Annotated in this window: 11 protein-coding genes and 2 pseudogenes; 8 read left to right on the plus strand and 5 right to left on the minus strand. The window is 49.7% G+C overall.

The window, feature by feature from the left end:
* Nucleotides 1–131: 131 nt before the first annotated feature.
* Nucleotides 132–2,417, minus strand: coding sequence for a helix-turn-helix domain-containing protein (locus BMW94_RS08615; RefSeq protein WP_090997016.1), 2,286 nt, complete (start codon nucleotides 2,415–2,417; stop codon nucleotides 132–134).
* Between the two features lie 348 nt (nucleotides 2,418–2,765).
* Between BMW94_RS08615 and BMW94_RS08620 the strand changes: the two genes are divergently transcribed.
* The 8 genes from BMW94_RS08620 (at nucleotide 2,766) to nagZ (ending at nucleotide 15,641) form a co-directional block, all read left to right on the plus strand.
* Complete coding sequence (locus BMW94_RS08620; RefSeq protein ID WP_090997019.1) at nucleotides 2,766–3,440, plus strand: hypothetical protein; 675 nt, start codon at nucleotides 2,766–2,768, stop codon at nucleotides 3,438–3,440.
* Nucleotides 3,441–4,319: 879 nt separating this feature from the next.
* Nucleotides 4,320–5,288: an ABC transporter permease gene (locus BMW94_RS08625; protein ID WP_090997022.1), complete on the plus strand. Its 969-nt coding sequence runs from the start codon at nucleotides 4,320–4,322 to the stop codon at nucleotides 5,286–5,288.
* 13 nt (nucleotides 5,289–5,301) lie between these two features.
* Entirely contained in the window at nucleotides 5,302–6,171 is an 870-nt protein-coding gene (locus BMW94_RS08630; protein WP_072734581.1) for a carbohydrate ABC transporter permease, read from the plus strand.
* Between the two features lie 48 nt (nucleotides 6,172–6,219).
* A complete protein-coding gene (locus BMW94_RS08635; RefSeq protein WP_090997024.1) occupies nucleotides 6,220–7,779 on the plus strand; it encodes an extracellular solute-binding protein in 1,560 nt (519 codons plus the stop codon).
* Nucleotides 7,780–7,847: 68 nt separating this feature from the next.
* Nucleotides 7,848–10,124, plus strand: coding sequence for an Ig-like domain-containing protein (locus tag BMW94_RS08640; protein ID WP_090997028.1), 2,277 nt, complete (start codon nucleotides 7,848–7,850; stop codon nucleotides 10,122–10,124).
* A 39-nt stretch (nucleotides 10,125–10,163) separates the two neighbouring features.
* Entirely contained in the window at nucleotides 10,164–10,946 is a 783-nt protein-coding gene (locus BMW94_RS08645; RefSeq protein WP_090997031.1) for a glucosamine-6-phosphate deaminase, read from the plus strand.
* A 2-nt stretch (nucleotides 10,947–10,948) separates the two neighbouring features.
* Nucleotides 10,949–12,118 carry an N-acetylglucosamine-6-phosphate deacetylase gene (locus tag BMW94_RS08650; RefSeq protein ID WP_090997120.1) on the plus strand — a complete coding sequence of 390 codons (1,170 nt, stop codon included), beginning with the start codon at nucleotides 10,949–10,951 and terminating at the stop codon, nucleotides 12,116–12,118.
* Between the two features lie 16 nt (nucleotides 12,119–12,134).
* Nucleotides 12,135–15,641, plus strand: a complete 3,507-nt coding sequence (gene nagZ / locus BMW94_RS30900; protein ID WP_254790177.1) for a beta-N-acetylhexosaminidase — start codon at nucleotides 12,135–12,137, stop codon at nucleotides 15,639–15,641.
* A gap of 373 nt (nucleotides 15,642–16,014) precedes the next feature.
* Here nagZ and BMW94_RS08660 read toward each other — a convergent pair whose 3' ends face one another.
* From BMW94_RS08660 to BMW94_RS08680, 4 genes and pseudogenes are all read right to left on the minus strand, one after another.
* Entirely contained in the window at nucleotides 16,015–16,878 is an 864-nt protein-coding gene (locus BMW94_RS08660; protein WP_090997034.1) for a type II CAAX endopeptidase family protein, read from the minus strand.
* A gap of 295 nt (nucleotides 16,879–17,173) precedes the next feature.
* Nucleotides 17,174–17,894, minus strand: a pseudogene (locus BMW94_RS08665) (SDR family NAD(P)-dependent oxidoreductase).
* Nucleotides 17,895–17,938: 44 nt separating this feature from the next.
* Nucleotides 17,939–18,115: pseudogene (locus BMW94_RS08670) on the minus strand (winged helix-turn-helix transcriptional regulator); the annotation flags it as partial.
* 275 nt (nucleotides 18,116–18,390) lie between these two features.
* The gene (locus BMW94_RS08680; protein WP_090997037.1) at nucleotides 18,391–19,179 is read right to left on the minus strand and encodes an ankyrin repeat domain-containing protein; all 789 of its coding nucleotides are present in this window, start codon (nucleotides 19,177–19,179) and stop codon (nucleotides 18,391–18,393) included.
* Between the last annotated feature and the right edge of the window lie 103 nt (nucleotides 19,180–19,282).

Genomic DNA, 19,282 nt, shown 5'->3' on the forward strand with positions numbered 1-19,282 from the left:
TGCAAATGGAAGCGAATAGCGTGTTCTTGGTTCATTAGAACAAAATAACACGAATCAGGGATGTTCCCCACGCATGACTTATGGGACAACCCTGCCCCTTTTAAATCTTCGTTCCGCCCGCTCAAGCCCGGCTAGCCATGGCTGGAGGAAATGAATGGCTCATCACCTGCATGACGCTTGCGATATTCTCCGGGGGTTAGCCCGTACCGACGCTTGAACATGCGGATGAACGAGTTCACATTTTGATAGCCGACCTGTGTCGCAATGTCCTGAATTCGCAGATCCACATTCACAAGCAGTTCCTTGGCCCGCTCAACCCGCAGATTGTTCAGATATTCGCTGAAGTTGATGTTCGTCTTTTCCTTGAAAATACTGGAGAGGTACCCCGATGTTAAATTCAACTTGTCGGCGACAATATTCAAATTAATATCTTCCCCATAATGATGATCCAGGTAGTCCAGCACAAAGGTGATAACCGGATCACGCGTTTCCAGCTGGCTGCGTACTGCAGCAAGTACAGGTTGAGCCAGCGACTGAAGCCATTCCCTGTATTGCTGCACGGTATGAAAATCGGCAAATGGTTCACCCGGAGCAGAAGAGCGAAGCTCGGTAACCCGATGCGTCAAATTCAGCTTCATCACCGTCTTGCTGATCTGTTCGACTGCGCCGATGGCAAATGTGCGGAAGTCTTCTGCGGCTGCATCCTTGTGCTGCAGTTGTTCCAGCTGGCGATCCAGCCAAGCGAATACGGCCTCTTCATTGCCGGATTGCAGCAGGTTGTGCAGTTCCTCCCCATAGGTGACCTTCACATGGAAGGCATTGGACGAAGAAGCGCGCGGCTCCACAATAACCTGTGTCTCCCCATTCAGCCTGCGCTCTTTCAACAGCATGGACAGATTGCTGTACGCATCGGTAAACGGAATTTCTCCCGTATACACCGGACTTACCGCGATGGTGAGATAAAGGGTTTCCTCGACAGCCAGCAACTCCTTCAGTGTATCGAGCGCTTGAAGAATACCACTCTGCGGACCCGGATCGAACAGCAGCAGGAGCAGCTGGTCCTGCTCGGGCTGAATCGCAACGCTATTGGTTTTGCTGCTGGTGAACAGGCTTTGAATCAGCTTCCATAATAACAGGGTATGCTGCCCGAATTCATCCGGCTGGGATTTGAAGCCCACCTTGAACAGAATGGAGACATAAGGCTGCTCGGATTGCTGGGTATCCTCAAGCTCCGCCAGATAGGAGCTGAGCGGGATATTTTTCACTTTATGGATATAAGCGTACTGGCGCACGAGAGAGTTCTTCTGCGCAAGGTCGCTTTGAATGTAGCGGTTGTTCTCCAAAATAGAGCTCAGGCGGTCGCCGATCATGGCGAATTCTTTTACACTGCTCCATTTGTCTGGTCCGCTGTCCGGATTTCGGTCCAGAGCGGCAATAAGGCGCTGGAGCGGCTGGTTTAATCGTATGCTGAAAAACAGGGAGGAGAGCACGCTAATCAGCACAGCAGCGCCAAGCAGGACAGCCAGCAGCAGCTGCATACCTCGCATTTCCGCGGCGATTACGGCGGCCTGGGTGACTCGGACATAAGTAAACCCTGTTTGTTTACCTTTTTCATAGAAGTAATATTGATCCCCAATGCGTTCATGTTTGCTTCCATTTGCAGGTAGCTGCGGATTCTGCAGTTCCCCCTCCATCGTGGCGAACAGCAGGCGTCCCTCGTTGTCCAGAATGTAGAGCGGATTATGACCGGCATCGCCATATGTGTCCTGCATACGCTGTGGATTCAGCATAACAATACCGTACACATCTTCGTAAGGAATGGCTTTCATCATGACTGGCATCAGTTGACCGAGGGAGCGGGATGAGTGAAGGGTATTTTCCGTAAAAGCTGCGGCAGGCATGACTTTCAGGAACTGGTTGTTCATCGTTTGCGTTTTCCAGTAATCCGGAGGATATTCCTTACTATAATAATATTTGCCGAACATATCGCTGGTACTGCTAAGACCTTCTTTCTCCAGTACATAGTCTTCTTGCTTGAAATAGAGAATGAAATTGTCGATATGCAGAAAAGGATTGGCATACAACGTGGAGAGGTCCGACTTTACCTCTGCGGGAATATCGTAACGGCGATTCTCCTTAATGTGGCTCAAAATGCCCAAGTTGGCCGTCCAGGTATCCGATTGAGTGAGGGCCAAAATCATGTTCTGGGTCAGGCGGAAGTGATTCTCATACCCTTCAACGGTCTGTGCAAGGCCCAGTTCATTTTGTCTCACCATCTCCTGATAGACCTTGTTGCTTAAGTACAGATGGGAGAACAGATTAAATGAAGCCAAAATCAGGATGACACTGAGGAAGCTCAGCATTAGCTTGACAAACAGTCCATTCAGCGCAAATTTGCTTGTAAGCAGTCCCTTCATTATGACATTCCCCCTTGAGTACAGCCCCGGATCGAGTGGTTTAATCCTATCATAGCGGCATAAATCTGACACAAACAATATACACTTTTACTGAATTATACGCGGATATCTGGAAAAAAGGAGTAAAGGCGAAAAGTTATATAACATGTAGATAGCGCTTTCCTTTTAGTAAATGGTATAATGTGGAGATGTACATTGGATATACAAGGGAAGTTACCTCACATTCAAGTCAATTTACAATCTTCTAAGCAAGAGAGGGTGCGCCTCACTCCAAAGTGCTATGCTTCAAAAAGAACTTCCCCTGCTTAATGACAGGCGTTGAACAATATTTTCACTGGAGGAATTGTAATGAAACGTGCTTACTTGTTATTAATGATTGTGCTTACCCTTAGCGCATGCGAACAGATTAATACTAGTACTAATGAAGATAACACTGCCGTAGTTGTAGGTGATACGAATGGGAAGGATTCTAAAAACACAGAAATTTCGCTGAGCACAAAAGGGGATTTATCAAAAGTTCCCACAGAATTTTTAGCTCAGAACGAAAGTGATCTATCTGCTGGGGATTCTGAAATGGCTTATAAAATGTGTGCAGAAGCTCTGTCTGGATATTATAAAGCGATTTGGAACGGCTCGGACATTGATTTGGATACTTATATCGATAACGAAAACCTTAAACAATATACGCAAAAAAAAGTTTCATCTCAATATGATTTATTTCTTAAGAACAAGCTTACATATAATCAGGTGACAGGCGTTGATATTGATGCTAGACAAGTAGAGTATGTTGGAGGGGATAAGAGTTTTTATTATTTGAAATTAGATGCACGTGTTCATAAGGATATAGGTAACTTTGCTGAAACTACTGAATTTCTTGTGCAAAATTTGAATGGAAAGTTAGTTATTGTTGATTGGTATACTAGTAGTAAGGATAGTTATGATTCCACTGTACGTGGAGATACTCAGACTATTGACAATCCTGATATCTGGAATAACAGTGAATGGGTGAGCACAATGAACTGATTGAATTTCCCGTAGCAATTGGATTGTAGTCTTCAATGGTTTAAACGGGTACATATTTTAAAAACGTCGTCAAAGGGCGTGGCTCGCATTTACAAGTGTTAGCCACTGTCCCATATGACGTTTTTCAGTTGCAAAATCCGCTCTACGTCTCTTCATCCGGTGAAGGGCGAAGGTGCGGCCTTCTTACATTTGTTTTTCAGCGGACAATCCGTGCAGTCTGCGCATTTGAGTAATGAAGTTTCGTTCATAATCGCTTTCGGTGGTTGGTTTGCTTTCATATGAGTAAACGTAAGCAACCTGATCGCAGGGCATTTCCACGTATCGCCACTTCCTTCTAGATTAAGTTGCTGATCTTTCTGATGTCACGCGACCTCTTCTTCAGTTTTTCGTTGTAATTGGTACTGTACATAATATCTCTCTGATCTTGCTCTTTCCCAGATGTCTGTAATTTCTTCACTTCTATAGCTGGCGTTTCCCGGTAGTTCACCCAGCGAAACATTCCCTTTTTTCAAAGTGGGCAAAAGAGTGCAGCCCCTGGTGTAACATAATGCCCAGGTTGGCTGTCAGTATCCGATTGAGTGAGGCTAGAATTGTGTTTTGAGACAGTCCCTTCATTATGACATTCCCCCTTGAGTACAGCCCTGGATCGAGTGGCTAATCCTATCATAGCGGCATAAAGCTGACACAAACAATATACACTTTTACTGAATTATACGCGGATATCTGGAAAAAAGGAGTAAAGGCGAAAAGTTATATAACATGTAGATAGCGCTTTCTAAAGGTTTATAGCTATAATTCGAATACGAACCCCGGAATTTCAGGGTAAGTTAGCTGACATACCAGACAATTTAACTCATCTAAGCAAGAGGGGGCATGCCGATGGCTGATGCTAGCGTAACGCAGCGCACACTGCATAAGGAAGCGCACCGACCGCCTCGGCGGAAGTTGCGTTTGATCAGAATCTGGAACAGGAACAAGGCGCTATGGCTGCTATTCCTGCCATGCCTCCTGTATTATTTGATCTTCCGCTATGCGCCGATGTTTGGTCTGGTCATCACGTTCAAGGATTACAATCTGTTTAAAGGAATTTGGGCCAGCGATTGGGTGGGATTCAAATATTACCGGATGTTTCTGGAAAATCCCGATTTTTGGCCGCTGATGAAGAATACGTTTCTGCTCGGATTGTATAAGCTAGTGTTTGGCTTCCCGGCCCCAATCCTGCTGGCCATTCTGCTGAATGAAGTACGAAAGGCAGCATTCAAGCGTTTTGTACAGACGGTCAGCTATCTGCCACATTTCATCTCGAATGTAATCGTGGCGAGTATGGTGATTATGTTCCTGTCCCCAACCGGAGGGCTCATTAACAATTTGCTGGCAGGTATCGGCATTGGACCGATCAATTTCATGAATGAGCCCGGGCTGTTCAGGGGCATCTACGTCCTGTCGGAAATCTGGCAACATATCGGCTGGGAGACCATTATTTATCTGGCCGCGCTAACGGCCATCGATCCGCAGTTGTATGAAGCCGCAGATATGGACGGGGCAAGCCGATTGCGCAAAATCTGGCATGTCACACTACCCGGTATATCTCCCGCGATCGTCATTACACTGATTCTAAATATCGGCAAAGTGCTGGAAATCGGATTCGAGAAAGTCTTCCTGATGCAGAATCCGGCGATCTACGATACAGCGGATATTATCAGCACGTATGTTTACAGGGTGGGCATGGTACAGGGGAATTTCAGCTATGGTGCGTCCATTGATTTGTTCATGGGTGTCATCAGTCTGATTTTCATCTATACGGCCAACTGGCTCAGCCGCCGATTAAGTGAGACCAGTCTATGGTAGAAAGAGGTGTGGCGTGAACTCACTCCGATTTTCCTGGTTTAACGTTGTGGCATCGCTGATCCTGCTGTTCGTTGTGGTGGTTACACTCTATCCGTTCCTTCATATGCTGGCGGTTTCCCTCAGCAGCAACGTAAACGTCATCCAAAACAATATTTCCTTCTGGCCCAAGGGCTTTAATCTGAGCATGTACAAATTGGTGCTGGGCGATCCGCAAATCTGGACGGCTTACCGAAATACGATCATTTATACCGTGCTAGGCACACTGATCTCGCTAGTGGTTACCTCCACTGGAGCCTACGCATTGTCCAGAAAAGACATGGCACTGCGTAATAGCTTCACGGTCTTGATTGTCATTACGATGTTCTTCAGCGGCGGGATGATTCCGACCTTTCTGGTGGTCCGTTCCCTGAATCTGGTGGACACCGTATGGGGCATGGTTCTCCCGGGTGCAGTTAGCACCTGGAACCTCATTCTGATGCGCACATTCTTCTCAGGCATCCCCAAAGAGTTAGAGGAATCGGGAAGGATGGACGGTTTGAACGATATTGGAATCTTCATACGTATTATTGTACCGCTGTCCAAGGCATCCTTTGCCACGATTGCCCTGTTCTATGCCGTGGGTATGTGGAACAACTTTATCTTTCCGCTGCTCTATCTACGGTCTCCCGATTTGTTTCCGCTCCAGGTGCTGCTGCGTAATCTGGTGTTGGCCGGCAGCGCAAGCTCAGGCGACGTAACATCCATTGGGGGTGATAACTTGGTGGTTGAGGAATCGCTTAAGTATGCGACCATTATGGTCTCAACGCTGCCAATTCTGGTCATCTATCCGTTCGTACAGAAGTATTTCGTCAAGGGAGCCATGGTTGGTGCTGTCAAAGGTTAAAGTGAGGCAAGAAATGCACTGCCAATTCAGATTAAGGGAGAGAAGCTTATGGGCAAATGGAAATCGGTAATACTTCCCCTGCTGATTGCAGTAACGATGGTGGCAGGGTGCAGCGGCGGCAAGGGTGCCGACCCCCAAACAGATACCAAGGGGAACAGTACCGGAATAACCGATAACTCCACCGGGGCGGGAAAGACGTTTACGGCCCTGCTGGACAACAATGCCACTTTTCCTTATTCCAAGAGCTGGCCCATTTGGAGCTGGTTGAAGGAAAAGACGGGCGTCACGCTGGAAGTGCAGACACCTTCCGGCAAGCTGGATGAAAGCCTGAACCTGGCGATTGCCTCCAAAACGCTACCTGATCTGATGTATATGCCCAATCGCAAGGATTCGAACAAGTTTGGTCAGCAGGGCGCACTAGTGGATCTGATGCAGTATATGGACAATATGCCGAATCTGAAGGCATGGATGAAGCAGTATCCCGAGGAGGCGAAGGCTGCCCTGTCCGCCGACGGTAAAATGTATATGTTCCCCAATCAGGGTTTCGGCGAGACGAATCGTATGATCTGGATGTACCGCAAGGATGTTTTTGACAAGGAAGGCATTCAGGTTCCAACAACTTATGAAGAGTTGCATGCAGCGCTGAAGACGTTGAAGGAGAAATACCCGGACAGTTATCCGCTCTCCATCCGCTACGGTCAGATCCCGGATGAGATGAATGCCAATATGACGGTGAACTACGGAACGGGTGAGGGTGCCTACTATGATTTTGACCAGAAGCAATGGCGTTATGGACCGACTGAAGATAACTACAAGGCTATGGTAGGGATGTGGAAAAGCTTTTACGATGAAGGGTTGGTCCCACCCGACTTCTTATCATTACAAACGAAGCAGTGGCAGGATATGGTCTCGACTGGAAAATCATTTGTGACCATTGATTATATCAGCCGGATTGACTTTTTCAATAATGCCATGCAGCAGGAGAATCCGGAGTTCAACATGCAGTTTATGGCTCCTCCAGCAGGCATTTCAGGCGGCAAACAGCTGAATCCGTATTTTCATTATATGGAAGGCGGATTGACGGTGGCCTCGACCTCCAAGAACATTGATGATGTGATGAAGTACATGGACTTTTTCTACTCCGAGGAAGGACGTACGCTCAGCAGCTGGGGTGTAGAGGGCGAGACCTTTATAAAGGAAGGCGATACGATCAAGTTCAAGCCGGAGTATAACGATGTCATTGAAATGCGCAAGCAGACCGGGCTTCAGACCAGCGGGACCTATACCTGGATTGATTTCAACGCGCATTTGTCGCTGTTCTCGGACGATCTGAAGCATGCCTATGAAGAAGCGGTCAACTATGATCCTCCTGCAATGCAGCCAAGACCTGCTTTTACAGAAGTGGAAAATGAAGTCATATCCATTACCGGTCAGGCGATCAAGAAGCACCGGGACGAGAGCTTTGCCAAATTTGTTACGGGTTCCCGGAGTCTGGCGGATTGGGAGAAATATGTGGAGGAGATCAACAATCTCGGGGTAGATAAGCTGCTGAACACTTATAAGGAAGCGTATGATCGTGTTCAGAATGTTCAGCTGAGCGCGAAATGAGCGAATGTACGTAAGGTACGGCACGGGAATCCTAGACCATTACAGAATGGCAAAAGGAGGCTTCGCTTATGAAAAAGCAGCATCTGCGTGTGTACTCCGGATTCAAACTGGGATTGTTTCTGTTGATCTGTATGGTGACGATTGGAATAGCTGTCCCTGGCAAGGCATCAGCGGCGGGTTCAATTTCAATAGATGCGCCTGCGGGTGGTTATGTATCGAATGGAGGGCTGGTGGAAATTGGGGGTAGTTTTACCGACCTGTATGACATTCGGCTGTATGTGGACGGAACGGCTCAATTCGAAGTGGTCTTAAATGATCCAGATGGGGATGACAGCGGCACCTGGTCTTACATCCTGGATACCTCAGCCTATAACGGGACTGTGGAACTGGTGGTTCGTGGACTGGATACGTCCACCCGTTACGGGGTATGGGGAGCGCCTGCCATCCTTACCGTTAATAACCCGGCAGGTGCTGTTCCTGTAGTAACCATCACGGGACCATCTGAGGGCGTTTCTCTTAGCGGTCAGGTGGAGATCTCTGTCGAGACCAGCTCTCCACTTCCGATCATGCTGGTAGAGGTTCGGGTGAACCGCGGGCCATGGGAAGAGGCTGTTCAGCAAGGCCCTGCATATGTATACACCTGGGACACGGCGGGACTTGGCGATCGCACGGTCAGTCTGGAGGCCAGAGCGGCCAGTGCCCCGGAGCGTTATGGTTATAGCCCGACGGTGTATGCTCAGGTTGGAACCGGGACGCATGAGACTGCCGCTCCTCTTCCTGTACAGGAGCGGGCCATGTGGATCTGGGAACCGGAGAGTTATAAGCTGCTGCTGAACCCTGGATCGCGCCAGGTGCTGGAGTCATTCATCACCGATACGCAGACATTCGGTCAAACACCGGTCCAGACGCTCTATTTTGCAGTGGGCGGTTATGCCGGATACGATGCGCTGGAAGCGCAGGAAGTGGAGTTGCGTTCTTTCGTGAGTTGGGCGCACAGCAAAAATCTGCAGGTGCATGCGTTAATTGCAGGCGGCACTACGCCGGCCTATATGGGCGCTTACGAGAAATATCACCATCATGCTGTGCAGGAAATGGAACAGGTGATCAATTACAACCTTGCAGCGGGGGATACGGAGAAGTTTGACGGCATCAATGTGGATATTGAGCCTTATATCTCTCCCGACTTTAAAGACCCAAGTCATTTCCTGCAGAAGGAATATCTCGATGGCTTGCAAAAGATGATTGATCGCCGGGATACCGCAGGTATTTGGCTTCCGTTCGGTCCTGCTGTGCCCAAGTGGTATGACACATCGGATCAAGCAGCGAATATTTCATGGAATGGCTCCAGCAAATGGCTTTCTGAGCATGTTCAGGATATATCAGACTATATCTCCATTATGGATTACCGGGATACGGCGGATGGCTCCGCTGGCATTATTGCCGGGGCTGCTGGAGAGCTGGCTTACGCGGATCAGATCGGCAAGCCGAATTCCGTGGTGATTGGTGTGGAAACGCTGGATATCGCCAATAGCGGAGACCCGGAGACCATTACCTTCTGGGAGGAGGGGCGTATCCACATGGAAGCCGAGCTGGATAAGGTATATGCAGCTTACGGGCAGAGCAGCGCCTTTGGCGGTATTGCCGTCCATCACTATGATTCCTACCGGGCACTTCCTTCTTATTGGGGGCCGGGCGGTGTAGTTTGGACAGCGCCGGATGATCAGGAAGCTCCTTCCTCCCTTTCAGGGGTTCCTTCCATTGAGGCGACTGATTATCAGACTGTACATCTGAATTATGGAATGGCTTCGGATAACATGGAAGTGGAACGCTATGTGATATACCGAAGTACCGTGCAGGGGTTCACGCCTGTCGCTACGGATATCGTTGGACTCGCCCGCGCTCTGAATTACCAGGACAAGGGACTGCTGCCGGATACGACATATTATTACCGTATTGCGGCCCGTGATTTGCGTGGCAATATCGGGCCTCTCACCGATGAAGTGTCGGCGACCACCGGTAGTACCCCATTGAAGCCATTGATTGTAACGGACATGAATCTGGTCTATGGCGGATCAGTAGTCTCCGTCACTCTGAAGGTCAGAGATTATGATACAGGTGCGGTACTTGCAGGGGCGAAAGTGGAAGGGAGATTCACTTATTCGGCGGGGCGTTACACCAGCGGGACAACCGGAGTGGATGGGAGCGTGACGCTTGTCTCGGAAGCGGTGGGACCGGGCAGACAGGTTGGTTTTGAACCTCGCAGAATCCGTTACAACGGCTATTACTACGCAGCAGGTCATGATTCGCCGCATACAACGCTGCTGATGTTGAATGTCAGCAACTGAACAAGTAGACGAGAAATGACTTGAAGGAGGAGGAAGCACATGAATGTGAATGACTTGGTGGAACCGCTCAAGACTCAGATCGTTGAGCATATGTCTGTGCGGGTTTATGCTGATCGGAATCAGATGGGGGCAGCGGCTGCAGCTGCGGTTGGGGCCAGATTAAGACAGCTGCTTCAGGATTCGGAGCGTCAGGTACGCATGGTGTTCGCTGCTGCTCCTTCGCAAAACGAATTGTATGAAGGTCTGGTACGGGAGCAAGGTATCGATTGGTCAAGGGTCTGTGCCTTTCATATGGATGAATATATGGGGCTGGCGGACACAGCTCCCCAGCGCTTCGGACGATATTTAACGGATCGGCTGTTCAATCGGGTGCAGCCTGGGCGGGTGGAGCTGTTGGATGGGCTACACGATGTGGAGCAGGAGTGTCAGAGATATGGGGAACTGTTGCGTGCGGCTCTTATTGATATCGTCTGCCTCGGGATCGGAGAGAATGGGCATATCGCCTTCAATGATCCGCCTGTTGCCGATTTTGAAGATTCGAGGATCGTCAAAGCGGTAAAACTGGACGAAGCTTGTCGCCGTCAGCAGGTGAACGATGGGTGCTTTGCCCGACTGGATGATGTGCCTGTGGAGGCGTTGACCCTGACTGTGCCAACGTTGATGGCTGGAAGGCAGCTGTTCGTGATTGTACCAGGAGCATCCAAGCGGCGTGCACTTGCGGCAGCTTTACATGATCCGATCAGCACGGCATGTCCTGCCACCATCCTGCGTACCCATCCCGGGATCACGATGTTCACAGACCGGGAAGCCTACGGCCTGTGAGCATGTCCATAATCGGGAGGCACTATCGGACGGGACTGCCCATAGAGGTTGCAGTTAGAGAGGGACGCATCACTGCCATCACTAACACCATTACCGTAACTGAGCTTGAAGTGTCACCTCGAGTGGAGCATCTACCCTGGCTTGCACCCGGACTGGTAGATTTACAGGTGAACGGCGGATGGGGGCTGGATCTGAACACAGCCCCACTATGTCCAGATACGGTATTGCAGCTGACCCGGAAGCTGCAAAGCCAAGGTGTTACAAGTTATTGCCCAACGTTGATTACGAACAGTTCGGAACAGATCGCTGAGGCGGCTTCTGCGATTGCAAAAGCCGTTCGGCTGAATCGGGATGCGGCCGAGGGAATTGTGGGCATTCATCTGGAAGGTCCATTCCTTTCGCCGGAGGATGGCCCACGCGGCGCCCACCCAAGGCAGCATATCGCTTCGCCTGATTGGGAGGCGCTCAGCCGTTGGCAGGATGCCGCCGATGGGTTGATTCGCATCATTACTCTTTCCCCGGAGTGGCCTGGTTCAGCTTCATTTATTGCCCGGTGCTGCGAATCCGGCATTCTTGTCTCGATTGGACATACGGCAGCAACGCCAGAGCAGATCAAGGAAGCGGTCTCCGCAGGAGCAGTGATGTCTACACATCTTGGCAACGGCGCGCACCTGATGCTTCCGCGTCATCCGAACTACCTGTGGGAACAGCTGGCGGCCGATGAATTGTATGGGTGCATGATTGCGGATGGTCACCATCTTCCGCTGTCCGTGCTGGCCGTAATTCTCCGGATGAAACGAAATCGCGCCATTCTGGTCAGCGATGCCGTCTCGCTGAGCGGTATGCCGCCAGGTTCCTACCACCTGCATATCGGCGGAGATGTGGTATTGACGGCGGAAGGTCGGCTGCACCTTGCCGGCCAGCCTGAGCTGTTGGCTGGCTCGGCGATGATGCTGCCGGATCAGGTGGGGTATCTTGTGAAAGCGGGGTTGTCCGGGCTTCCCGATGCCTGGGACTGTGCATCGGTGCATCCGGCCCGTCTGCTCGGGCTTGAACAGGCTGCTGGCCTTGAGGTCGGAGCACCCGCCGATATCGTTAGCTTCAGCATGGATGGTGGAAAGTTAAGTGTCTTGCAGTGCTGGAAGAATGGCCGGATCAGTCCACAGAGCTGAGAATAGGAGGAGAGCGATGCAGAGCTTGATACCACAACCGAAGCAGATTGCAGCGAGCGAAGGTGAACCCCTGCGGCTGAATGGCGAGGAAAGATGGAGTCTTTTCATGGAGCAGGATGATCCCAGATTGGAAATTCATTGCCGCCGTGCATTTCCGGGGATGGAATATACTTGCTCCAGAATAGAAAAGGGTTATTTGTTAATAATCAGACGTCTCTCAGAGCAGGAGACACTGCAGGTAGTCGATGGGGGGCAACAAGCCCTTGCGGTTTATGAAGCGCAAGAAACGCAAGAAGCGCAAGAAACCGAAGAAATCCAAGAAGTACAGATAGTTTATGGAGCTCTTGAAGTTATGGGCGTACAACAGAAGGGCCTGGTCATCTCTGATGTCAGCTCCATCCCCGGAGAAGATGAGACAGAACCCGTAGGGCTTGCCGGACGTCCACAAGGGTATAAGCTGGAGGTGTCCGCCGGAAGGGCTGAAATCTACGCACTGGATGCGGCGGGTCTATTTTATGGATTGCAGACATTGGTACAACTGCTTGGACCGGATGGTGTCATCCCGGCAGTGTCCATAATCGACTGGCCGGATACACCTATGCGGGCAATGAATTTTGACCTGCGTCAGACGTTCTCGAAGACGGAACTGTTGACGAATTATTTGGCTGAATTCGCCCGTTATAAGACGAACGCAATTTTGATTGAATATGAGGATAAGTTCCCATTTCGGTCGCATCCCGAGTTCGCACATCCACAGCATGCGTTAAGTCGTTCACAACTGGAAGAACTGAAGCGGAACGCCCACGAGCACTTTATAGAGATTATTCCGCTCCAGCAGAGCTTCGGACATCTGGAATATGTATTACGCCATGAAGGTTGGCGGCATCTTCGCGAGACAGAGCAGTCCACCGGGGAGATCTGCCCATCGCATCCGGAAACCTTTGGGTTGATAACCACTTTACTCGAGGAAATGATCGAGGCTCATCCAGATTCGCGTTATATCCATCTCGGGTGTGACGAGGTCTACAGCCTATGCGAGTGCGAACGCTGCAAAATCGAGTTTGGAGGCGTGCGGGAACGAGCTTTTATCGCCTTTTTGAACCGTCTGATTGCATTTACGGCAGAACGGGGGAAACAGCCGATTTTCTGGCATGACATGCTGGACAAATGTCCACCAGAGGAACTCGCTAAGCTGGATCAGCGAAGTGTCGCCATGATCTGGATCTACAACGGGCCCAATATCGAAGCGGAGGTTACTTCTCATGCCAACAAATTCCGGGCGCTCGGCATTGAAGTGATGGGAGCGCCAGCGGTCCGCAGCTTTGATTGGGCTGAGCACCAGAATTACCCGGTATTGCTGAACCGGACAGACAACTTGCTTCAGTGGGCAGAGACGGCCGACAAGCTGGATATTGGCTGTGTTGTTGCTACCAACTGGACGGGGCCTTTCAGCCTCGGTGTTCCGTATGGTATTTTCGAAACGACCTGGTACCCCATGTTGCTGCATGCAGATTTGGCCTGGAACCGCAAGGCAGATACCGCAACCTTTATCGACCGATTTCTGGAACGGTTTCATGGCATTGATCCTGTTACCGGACATAACCTCCTCGGCAATTACAGGGTGGAGGATTATTATGATGTGATCTGGAAGCTGATGGACGAAGTGCGCGAGCACAAGGAAGAAGCGGAACTGATTGCGATCATGCATGATTTTGAGGTGGCGACAGATCGTTCACGGGCAATCCATAAGTATGCTTATCGCTGGGAACTGTATCGCGGAGACGATGCGGAGTGGCGCTCACTCCATAACAATTATACGAGAAACCGCCGTGGACGGGAGGGTGTCCTGCCTCGGATGAAGGCTGCGCTGGAGCGTTACCAGCCCTCTGATATGGCGGAGCATTTTGTGAAATCCAGGTTCTATCTGCATGATTATCTGGAGCGCACGCTTTATCAAGAGCTGGGTCTGAACGCAATCCATCCACAAGCTGATCCGACGGCAATGAGCCTGGAAGACAAAATAGCCCTGATGTGCGTAGTAGGCACACCATCGACTCGAGCCGAGCCGGAGTTTCGCGGCAGAATGGCACAGCACCGATTCGGGGGCATCGGCATCTTCCCCCATAATATTGAGAGCGAGCAGCAGACACATGCGCTACTTGCAGAAGTAAAGAACATAGCTAGAGAGAGTGGTAGTCCTCTGCCTTATTACGTTTCAGTAGATGAAGAGGGTGGAACCCTATCCAAGTTTAAGTCCTTTTTTCCCTACGTCCCTGGCAACAGGGCAGCCGGGTTAAGTGAAGATCCGGAAGCCGCCCGTTTGCTCGGTAAAATCATTGGCAGTGAGCTGCACTCCCTTGGTATTCCCATGAACTGGGCACCAGTGCTGGATGTGAACACGAATATAGATAATCCGGTTGTGGGTGTTCGCTCCTTTGGAGAGGACCGGCAGCTGGTGGCCCGGTTCGGTCGAGCCTATATACAGGGGATGCATGAAGCAGGTGTGGCCGTGACGGCAAAGCATTTTCCCGGCCACGGGCAAGTGAGCGGAGACTCGCATATCGTTCTGCCCGAATGTGAGTTGACGATTGAGCAACTGAAGGAAGGCCCTCTGCTTCCCTTTGTTGAGGCGATTGAAGCTGGAGCGGATTCAATCATGATGGGTCATCTGGTGTTTCCTAACATTGCCGAATCGGGCGGACTTCCGGCCTCACTCAGTCCTTTTTTTGCCACGGAACTGCTGCGGAAGCAGTTGGGCTTTACGGGGGTGATCTGCACGGATGATATCGAAATGGGGGCCATTCGCAAAAATTTCAGCCCGGAAGAGGTGGGAGTGCTGGCCGTTCTGGCGGGGAACGATATGATCCTGATGTGCCATACGCCGGAGTTTCAGAGCCGGGTCATCGCGGGTATTCTGGCAGCTGTACGGGATGGGCGCATCAATGAGGAGCAAATCGACGAATCGGTTCATCGTATTCGGCAGCTGTATGACCAATTCCGGCAGTACCAGGCGGCTGCACAGCCGATTCCTAGAGAGCAGTGGGAAGAGGCGGCACTGAAGCTGGCTCGTATGACCGTGAAAGTTAGCCGAGACCCGCAGAGTCTGCTGCCACTCAATGATTCGCTGAAATATTTGCTTATACTGCCGCAGCAGGAGCAGCTGACCCAGGCCGATAATAGTGGTTCTGCGGAGATCAGGTTAGCCTCCCTATTGAAGGACGAAGGCTTGGCTGTGCAGACGCGCTACTGTGCAATGAAGCCGGAAGCCGAGCAGATAAAGTCCCTGGTTCTACAAGCTGCTGATGTGGATGTCGTTATCCAGGGCACCCTTAATGCACATCTATTCACTGGTCAGCTGGATCTTGCTGAGGCTTTGGCTGCGGTTAAGCCACTGCTGAATCTGGTGCTGCGCAATCCTTATGATGACGCTGCACTGCCACAGACAGCCGCATGCATTCTGCTGTGTTCCACCTCCGATTACTCCCTGCGGGCACTGGTGGAGTGCATGACAGCATCAAAGTGACTTTTCAATGATGAGCTGGTCAACAGGGCAATGAAACATATTCAAAAGCACAAAAGCACAAAAGCACAAAAGCACAAAAGCACAAAAGCTTGCATGTATTTGCCAGCCTTCATTCTTACAAGCGATCTAGTCTGAAAGCCAGAGATCCATGACGAAAAACCGAAAAGCCCGCTACTTTGCGGGCTTTTGTCAATTTTAAGACTTTGATGTTCTTCCCTAGACAACACGTTCACTTAGCTCCGAATTCTGTCACTAGTTTCGGGTTCAAAGACGCTATTAGGATAATGGGCCATAACCCGTTGGCTAACTAGTCTCTAATACAACAAGGTCGTCTTTTCAAAAATGGTTACATATCCTCACCTATAGCAATAGTTTATAGCTGCCTTATGACAAGAGGCTTTCTCGACATCAACCATGCTGCAATCAGCAAGGCGAGAGCCACCAATATTCCCGATTCTCCAGTCCAGAGCAGAACGTTCTTGCCACTGGAAGATATATCAAAGGCATCCTGGATCACGGCATTCCAACAGGCATGGAGCAGAATCGCAGGCCATATGCTGCCCGTTGTTAAGCGCAAGCGACTGATTAGATAACTGAAAGAGGTCACTGAAATCATAAACAGGATAACCGATAAGGCCGGATATGGACCCGAATAATAATTTGCAAAAAGCATTACGGGAAGGTGCCATACCCCCCAAATAATTCCGCTCGTCAGCACGGGTCTAGGTACACGGGCGTTAATCAGTCGAGTGAGCATATACCCTCTCCAGCCGAGCTCCTCTCCTGAACTGCTGATTATACCGATTGCAGTACCCGCAAACATTTGAAAAAGTATCGTTCCTACAAGGATAACACCAGATGGGCCTTCAATGAATGAGTCCGGTGTAACATACTGAACCAGCCCCGTAATCCATGCGATTCCATAAGCAAATAAACCAATGACAACTGGAAATAGCAAGATGAAAGGCAACGATTTCAGTGTCTGCCTGCCACCAATTCGTAGGGAAATATCCGAGATGCCTTCACGCAGCACGATACGGGCGAAGATGGAGGACAAGCCGGGTGTCCACATGAGAAGCAGGCCGAAAATCGGTGCTTTCATGATCAATACATAACTAAGGATCGAGAGAGGGATGAGCATGGCAAAGAAAACGAGCAGTCCTCGCCTGGCTTTTTGAATAAGTACCTTTTCCTCTTCTGAACTCGTGCTGGGCATGGTGCTAAAATCTGTTCTCATTGTGATAGCTCCTTTTATCAAAATATGTATATCGCTTTGCAGTATAGCAGTGGATATATCCTAATCAGAACAAACTCTAGCCCAGTCTTTGTCCAAGACCATAGCCCAGGGAGGACGGGACTAAAGTATAGTGAGGTTTTTTTAAAATTGAATGAATTTAAGCCATCTGTTAGTCCATTTAATAAAATGTTAACTTCCTTTGCGGCAGCACAAAGAGCACGTTTCCAACGCGCTCTTTATGTTTATTCTTCTCTGGTTGTCATGGAAATTCTTTTTAATCCCGTTGAAATTTTAATTAAGCATTCAAATCCGTAATTGCTGGAATATTAATTTCTTTTACACAGGCTGCATTGGACAGGCTGACGATGCATTTTACGATAGAAACCATATCTTGAAGAGGGATGCGTGTACCATTATATTCGGAAAGAGCGCGGTCAATGCCATCGTTATACGGAACTTCGGCTGCGAGTTCTCCCGGGTTGATACACGTAACCGCGATCCGGTCTTTTCTTGTATGTTCTCTCAAGGCTTCTGTAACCCCACGAATAGCAAATTTGGAGGCCACAAAAGATACCTGAGTGCTGTTTGCATTGCTCAGACCCGCAGTCGAGCCAATAAGAATGATTTTGCCTGCTGTTGATTTCCTGAGGTGGGGTAATAAGGCCTGAATACACACAATAGTGGATGTTACATTCACATGAATCAGATTACTGATGTCGGCGGGGGTGTCCTTATCGAACGTATAGTGGTCCTCGAACCCCTCTTTTTCCCAAATGCCCACATTGTAAATGAGAACATCCAAAGTCTCGTTCTGAAGCGCATCGCAGATCTGTTTGGATGCATGGAGATCAGACAGATCTGCCTGTATCCATATGCGTTCTACGCCATCGTCCAGCTTCAAGTTGTCAGGTTTCGTGCGAGACACGACCCAGACTTTATCGCCTTGCTCAGGCACACCCCTGACAAATGCATCTCCTAATCCCTTTGCTAGCACCAAATACCAGATAGTTTTTCAATTCTAGTCACCTTCTTTTCAAAGTGTCGTTCTATGGGTACCAGCTCAAAGAGCAGGCGCTTTATTTTCCAATAATATAATGTCTTCTCCTTGTTGTTGCCTTAATACTATATTTTCCCGCCCCCATGTGCACATCACATCCACAATCTCGTTGGCGGTAACTCCATACTCTATGAGGCTGTATTCGACTTTGGGCGGCATCTGTTGGTAAACATGTCTTCTGACAAGGCCGTCTCTCTAGATGGGCTTGGCCATGTCCATTGGCGACAAGAAGGAAAATTACACGAGGGACGGTTCAGTGTCCTTCCTTCACTGTAGATGAGGTGGTAACGCCTTTCAAAGCCAGCATAAATCATGTTGGCGCCGTAGCGTTACCGTATTTTGCAGTCTTTGGTGCCTCATTTCAAGCTACCAATGAAGAAATTAACCAAAGTGCACAAGATTATATCCGTTATATCTATGAGCAACGTAGTCCTTAACTGCTGTAACCCCAAATATCAATCCAGTTCGCTTGCAGATTTAGCGCCTTGACGGTGAAGCCATTGAATTAGTTCAGCAGAAAAGTTACGTTTTGCTGTGTCCAGTGGTGTTAACCCATCCCAGGTCGATATCCAGTTCAGTTCGGCACCTTGTTCAAGGAGATATTGTGCTGATTGTCGTTGTCCTCCGTGGCAAGCGCACCAGAAGGCGATGGTAACCTCGTCGGGAGGAGAAGAGCTGCTCGCTCCCCAAGGATAGCGCTGAGGAAGCTTGTCCCCTTTAAAATGGGCCTTTATTGCGTCGATCTGTCCAAGCGCAGCCGCATGCCAAAGTGCAATAATCGCTCCCCGTTCAACCAATCGACGTGCTGCACGCCACTGAGCGAATGCTACTGCGTCATCCAATGGCGTGCCACCGGCGATCACTGCACCGGACGCTTCGATATCGGCGCCAGCATCAAGAAGCGCGTCAAGCACGTTAATGTCATCGGAGCTCGCAGCCCAATGAAGTGGTGTCTCGTTGTTCGAACCCATGAAGCGACTGTTCACTTCTGCACCGAACTCAACTAATAACTTCACGGTATCCGATCCATGTGGGAAGTGACCTGGCCAGTCTGTCACCACATGCAACAGCGTTCGAGATATGCTAGAACTCTCACCTTCGTTGCTAGGATTTCTTTCAATAATTCTTGTCATGGCCAACCCTGAATTTTCTGCGAGTAGTCTCCTTAGCGATGAAATATCCCCAGTGTGAATCGCTTGGACAACGCTCACTGCAAGTCGTTCATCTTCGTAAATAAATTCCATACTCAACTCTCCTCGTATAGTATTTTTTGAAGGCAGTTTTGACTGAATTACCAGTTCCCGAGGGAACTGGCGAACGCCTTGTGAATTTCCAGTTTGCTCTTTG

The organism is Paenibacillus sp. OK003 (genome assembly GCF_900109515.1).
Lineage (GTDB): Bacteria > Bacillota > Bacilli > Paenibacillales > Paenibacillaceae > Paenibacillus > Paenibacillus marchantiae.

Bases quoted from the DNA above. Each gene is read 5' to 3' on its own strand.
- BMW94_RS08615 (WP_090997016.1), bottom strand. From the start codon at position 2,417: ATGAAGGGACTGCTTACAAGCAAATTTGCGCTGAATGGACTGTTTGTC.
- BMW94_RS08620 (WP_090997019.1), top strand. From the start codon at position 2,766: ATGAAACGTGCTTACTTGTTATTAATGATTGTGCTTACCCTTAGCGCA.
- BMW94_RS08625 (WP_090997022.1), top strand. From the start codon at position 4,320: ATGGCTGATGCTAGCGTAACGCAGCGCACACTGCATAAGGAAGCGCAC.
- BMW94_RS08635 (WP_090997024.1), top strand. From the start codon at position 6,220: ATGGGCAAATGGAAATCGGTAATACTTCCCCTGCTGATTGCAGTAACG.
- BMW94_RS08640 (WP_090997028.1), top strand. From the start codon at position 7,848: ATGAAAAAGCAGCATCTGCGTGTGTACTCCGGATTCAAACTGGGATTG.
- BMW94_RS08645 (WP_090997031.1), top strand. From the start codon at position 10,164: ATGAATGTGAATGACTTGGTGGAACCGCTCAAGACTCAGATCGTTGAG.
- BMW94_RS08650 (WP_090997120.1), top strand. From the start codon at position 10,949: ATGTCCATAATCGGGAGGCACTATCGGACGGGACTGCCCATAGAGGTT.
- nagZ (WP_254790177.1), top strand. From the start codon at position 12,135: ATGCAGAGCTTGATACCACAACCGAAGCAGATTGCAGCGAGCGAAGGT.
- BMW94_RS08660 (WP_090997034.1), bottom strand. From the start codon at position 16,878: ATGAGAACAGATTTTAGCACCATGCCCAGCACGAGTTCAGAAGAGGAA.
- BMW94_RS08680 (WP_090997037.1), bottom strand. From the start codon at position 19,179: ATGGAATTTATTTACGAAGATGAACGACTTGCAGTGAGCGTTGTCCAA.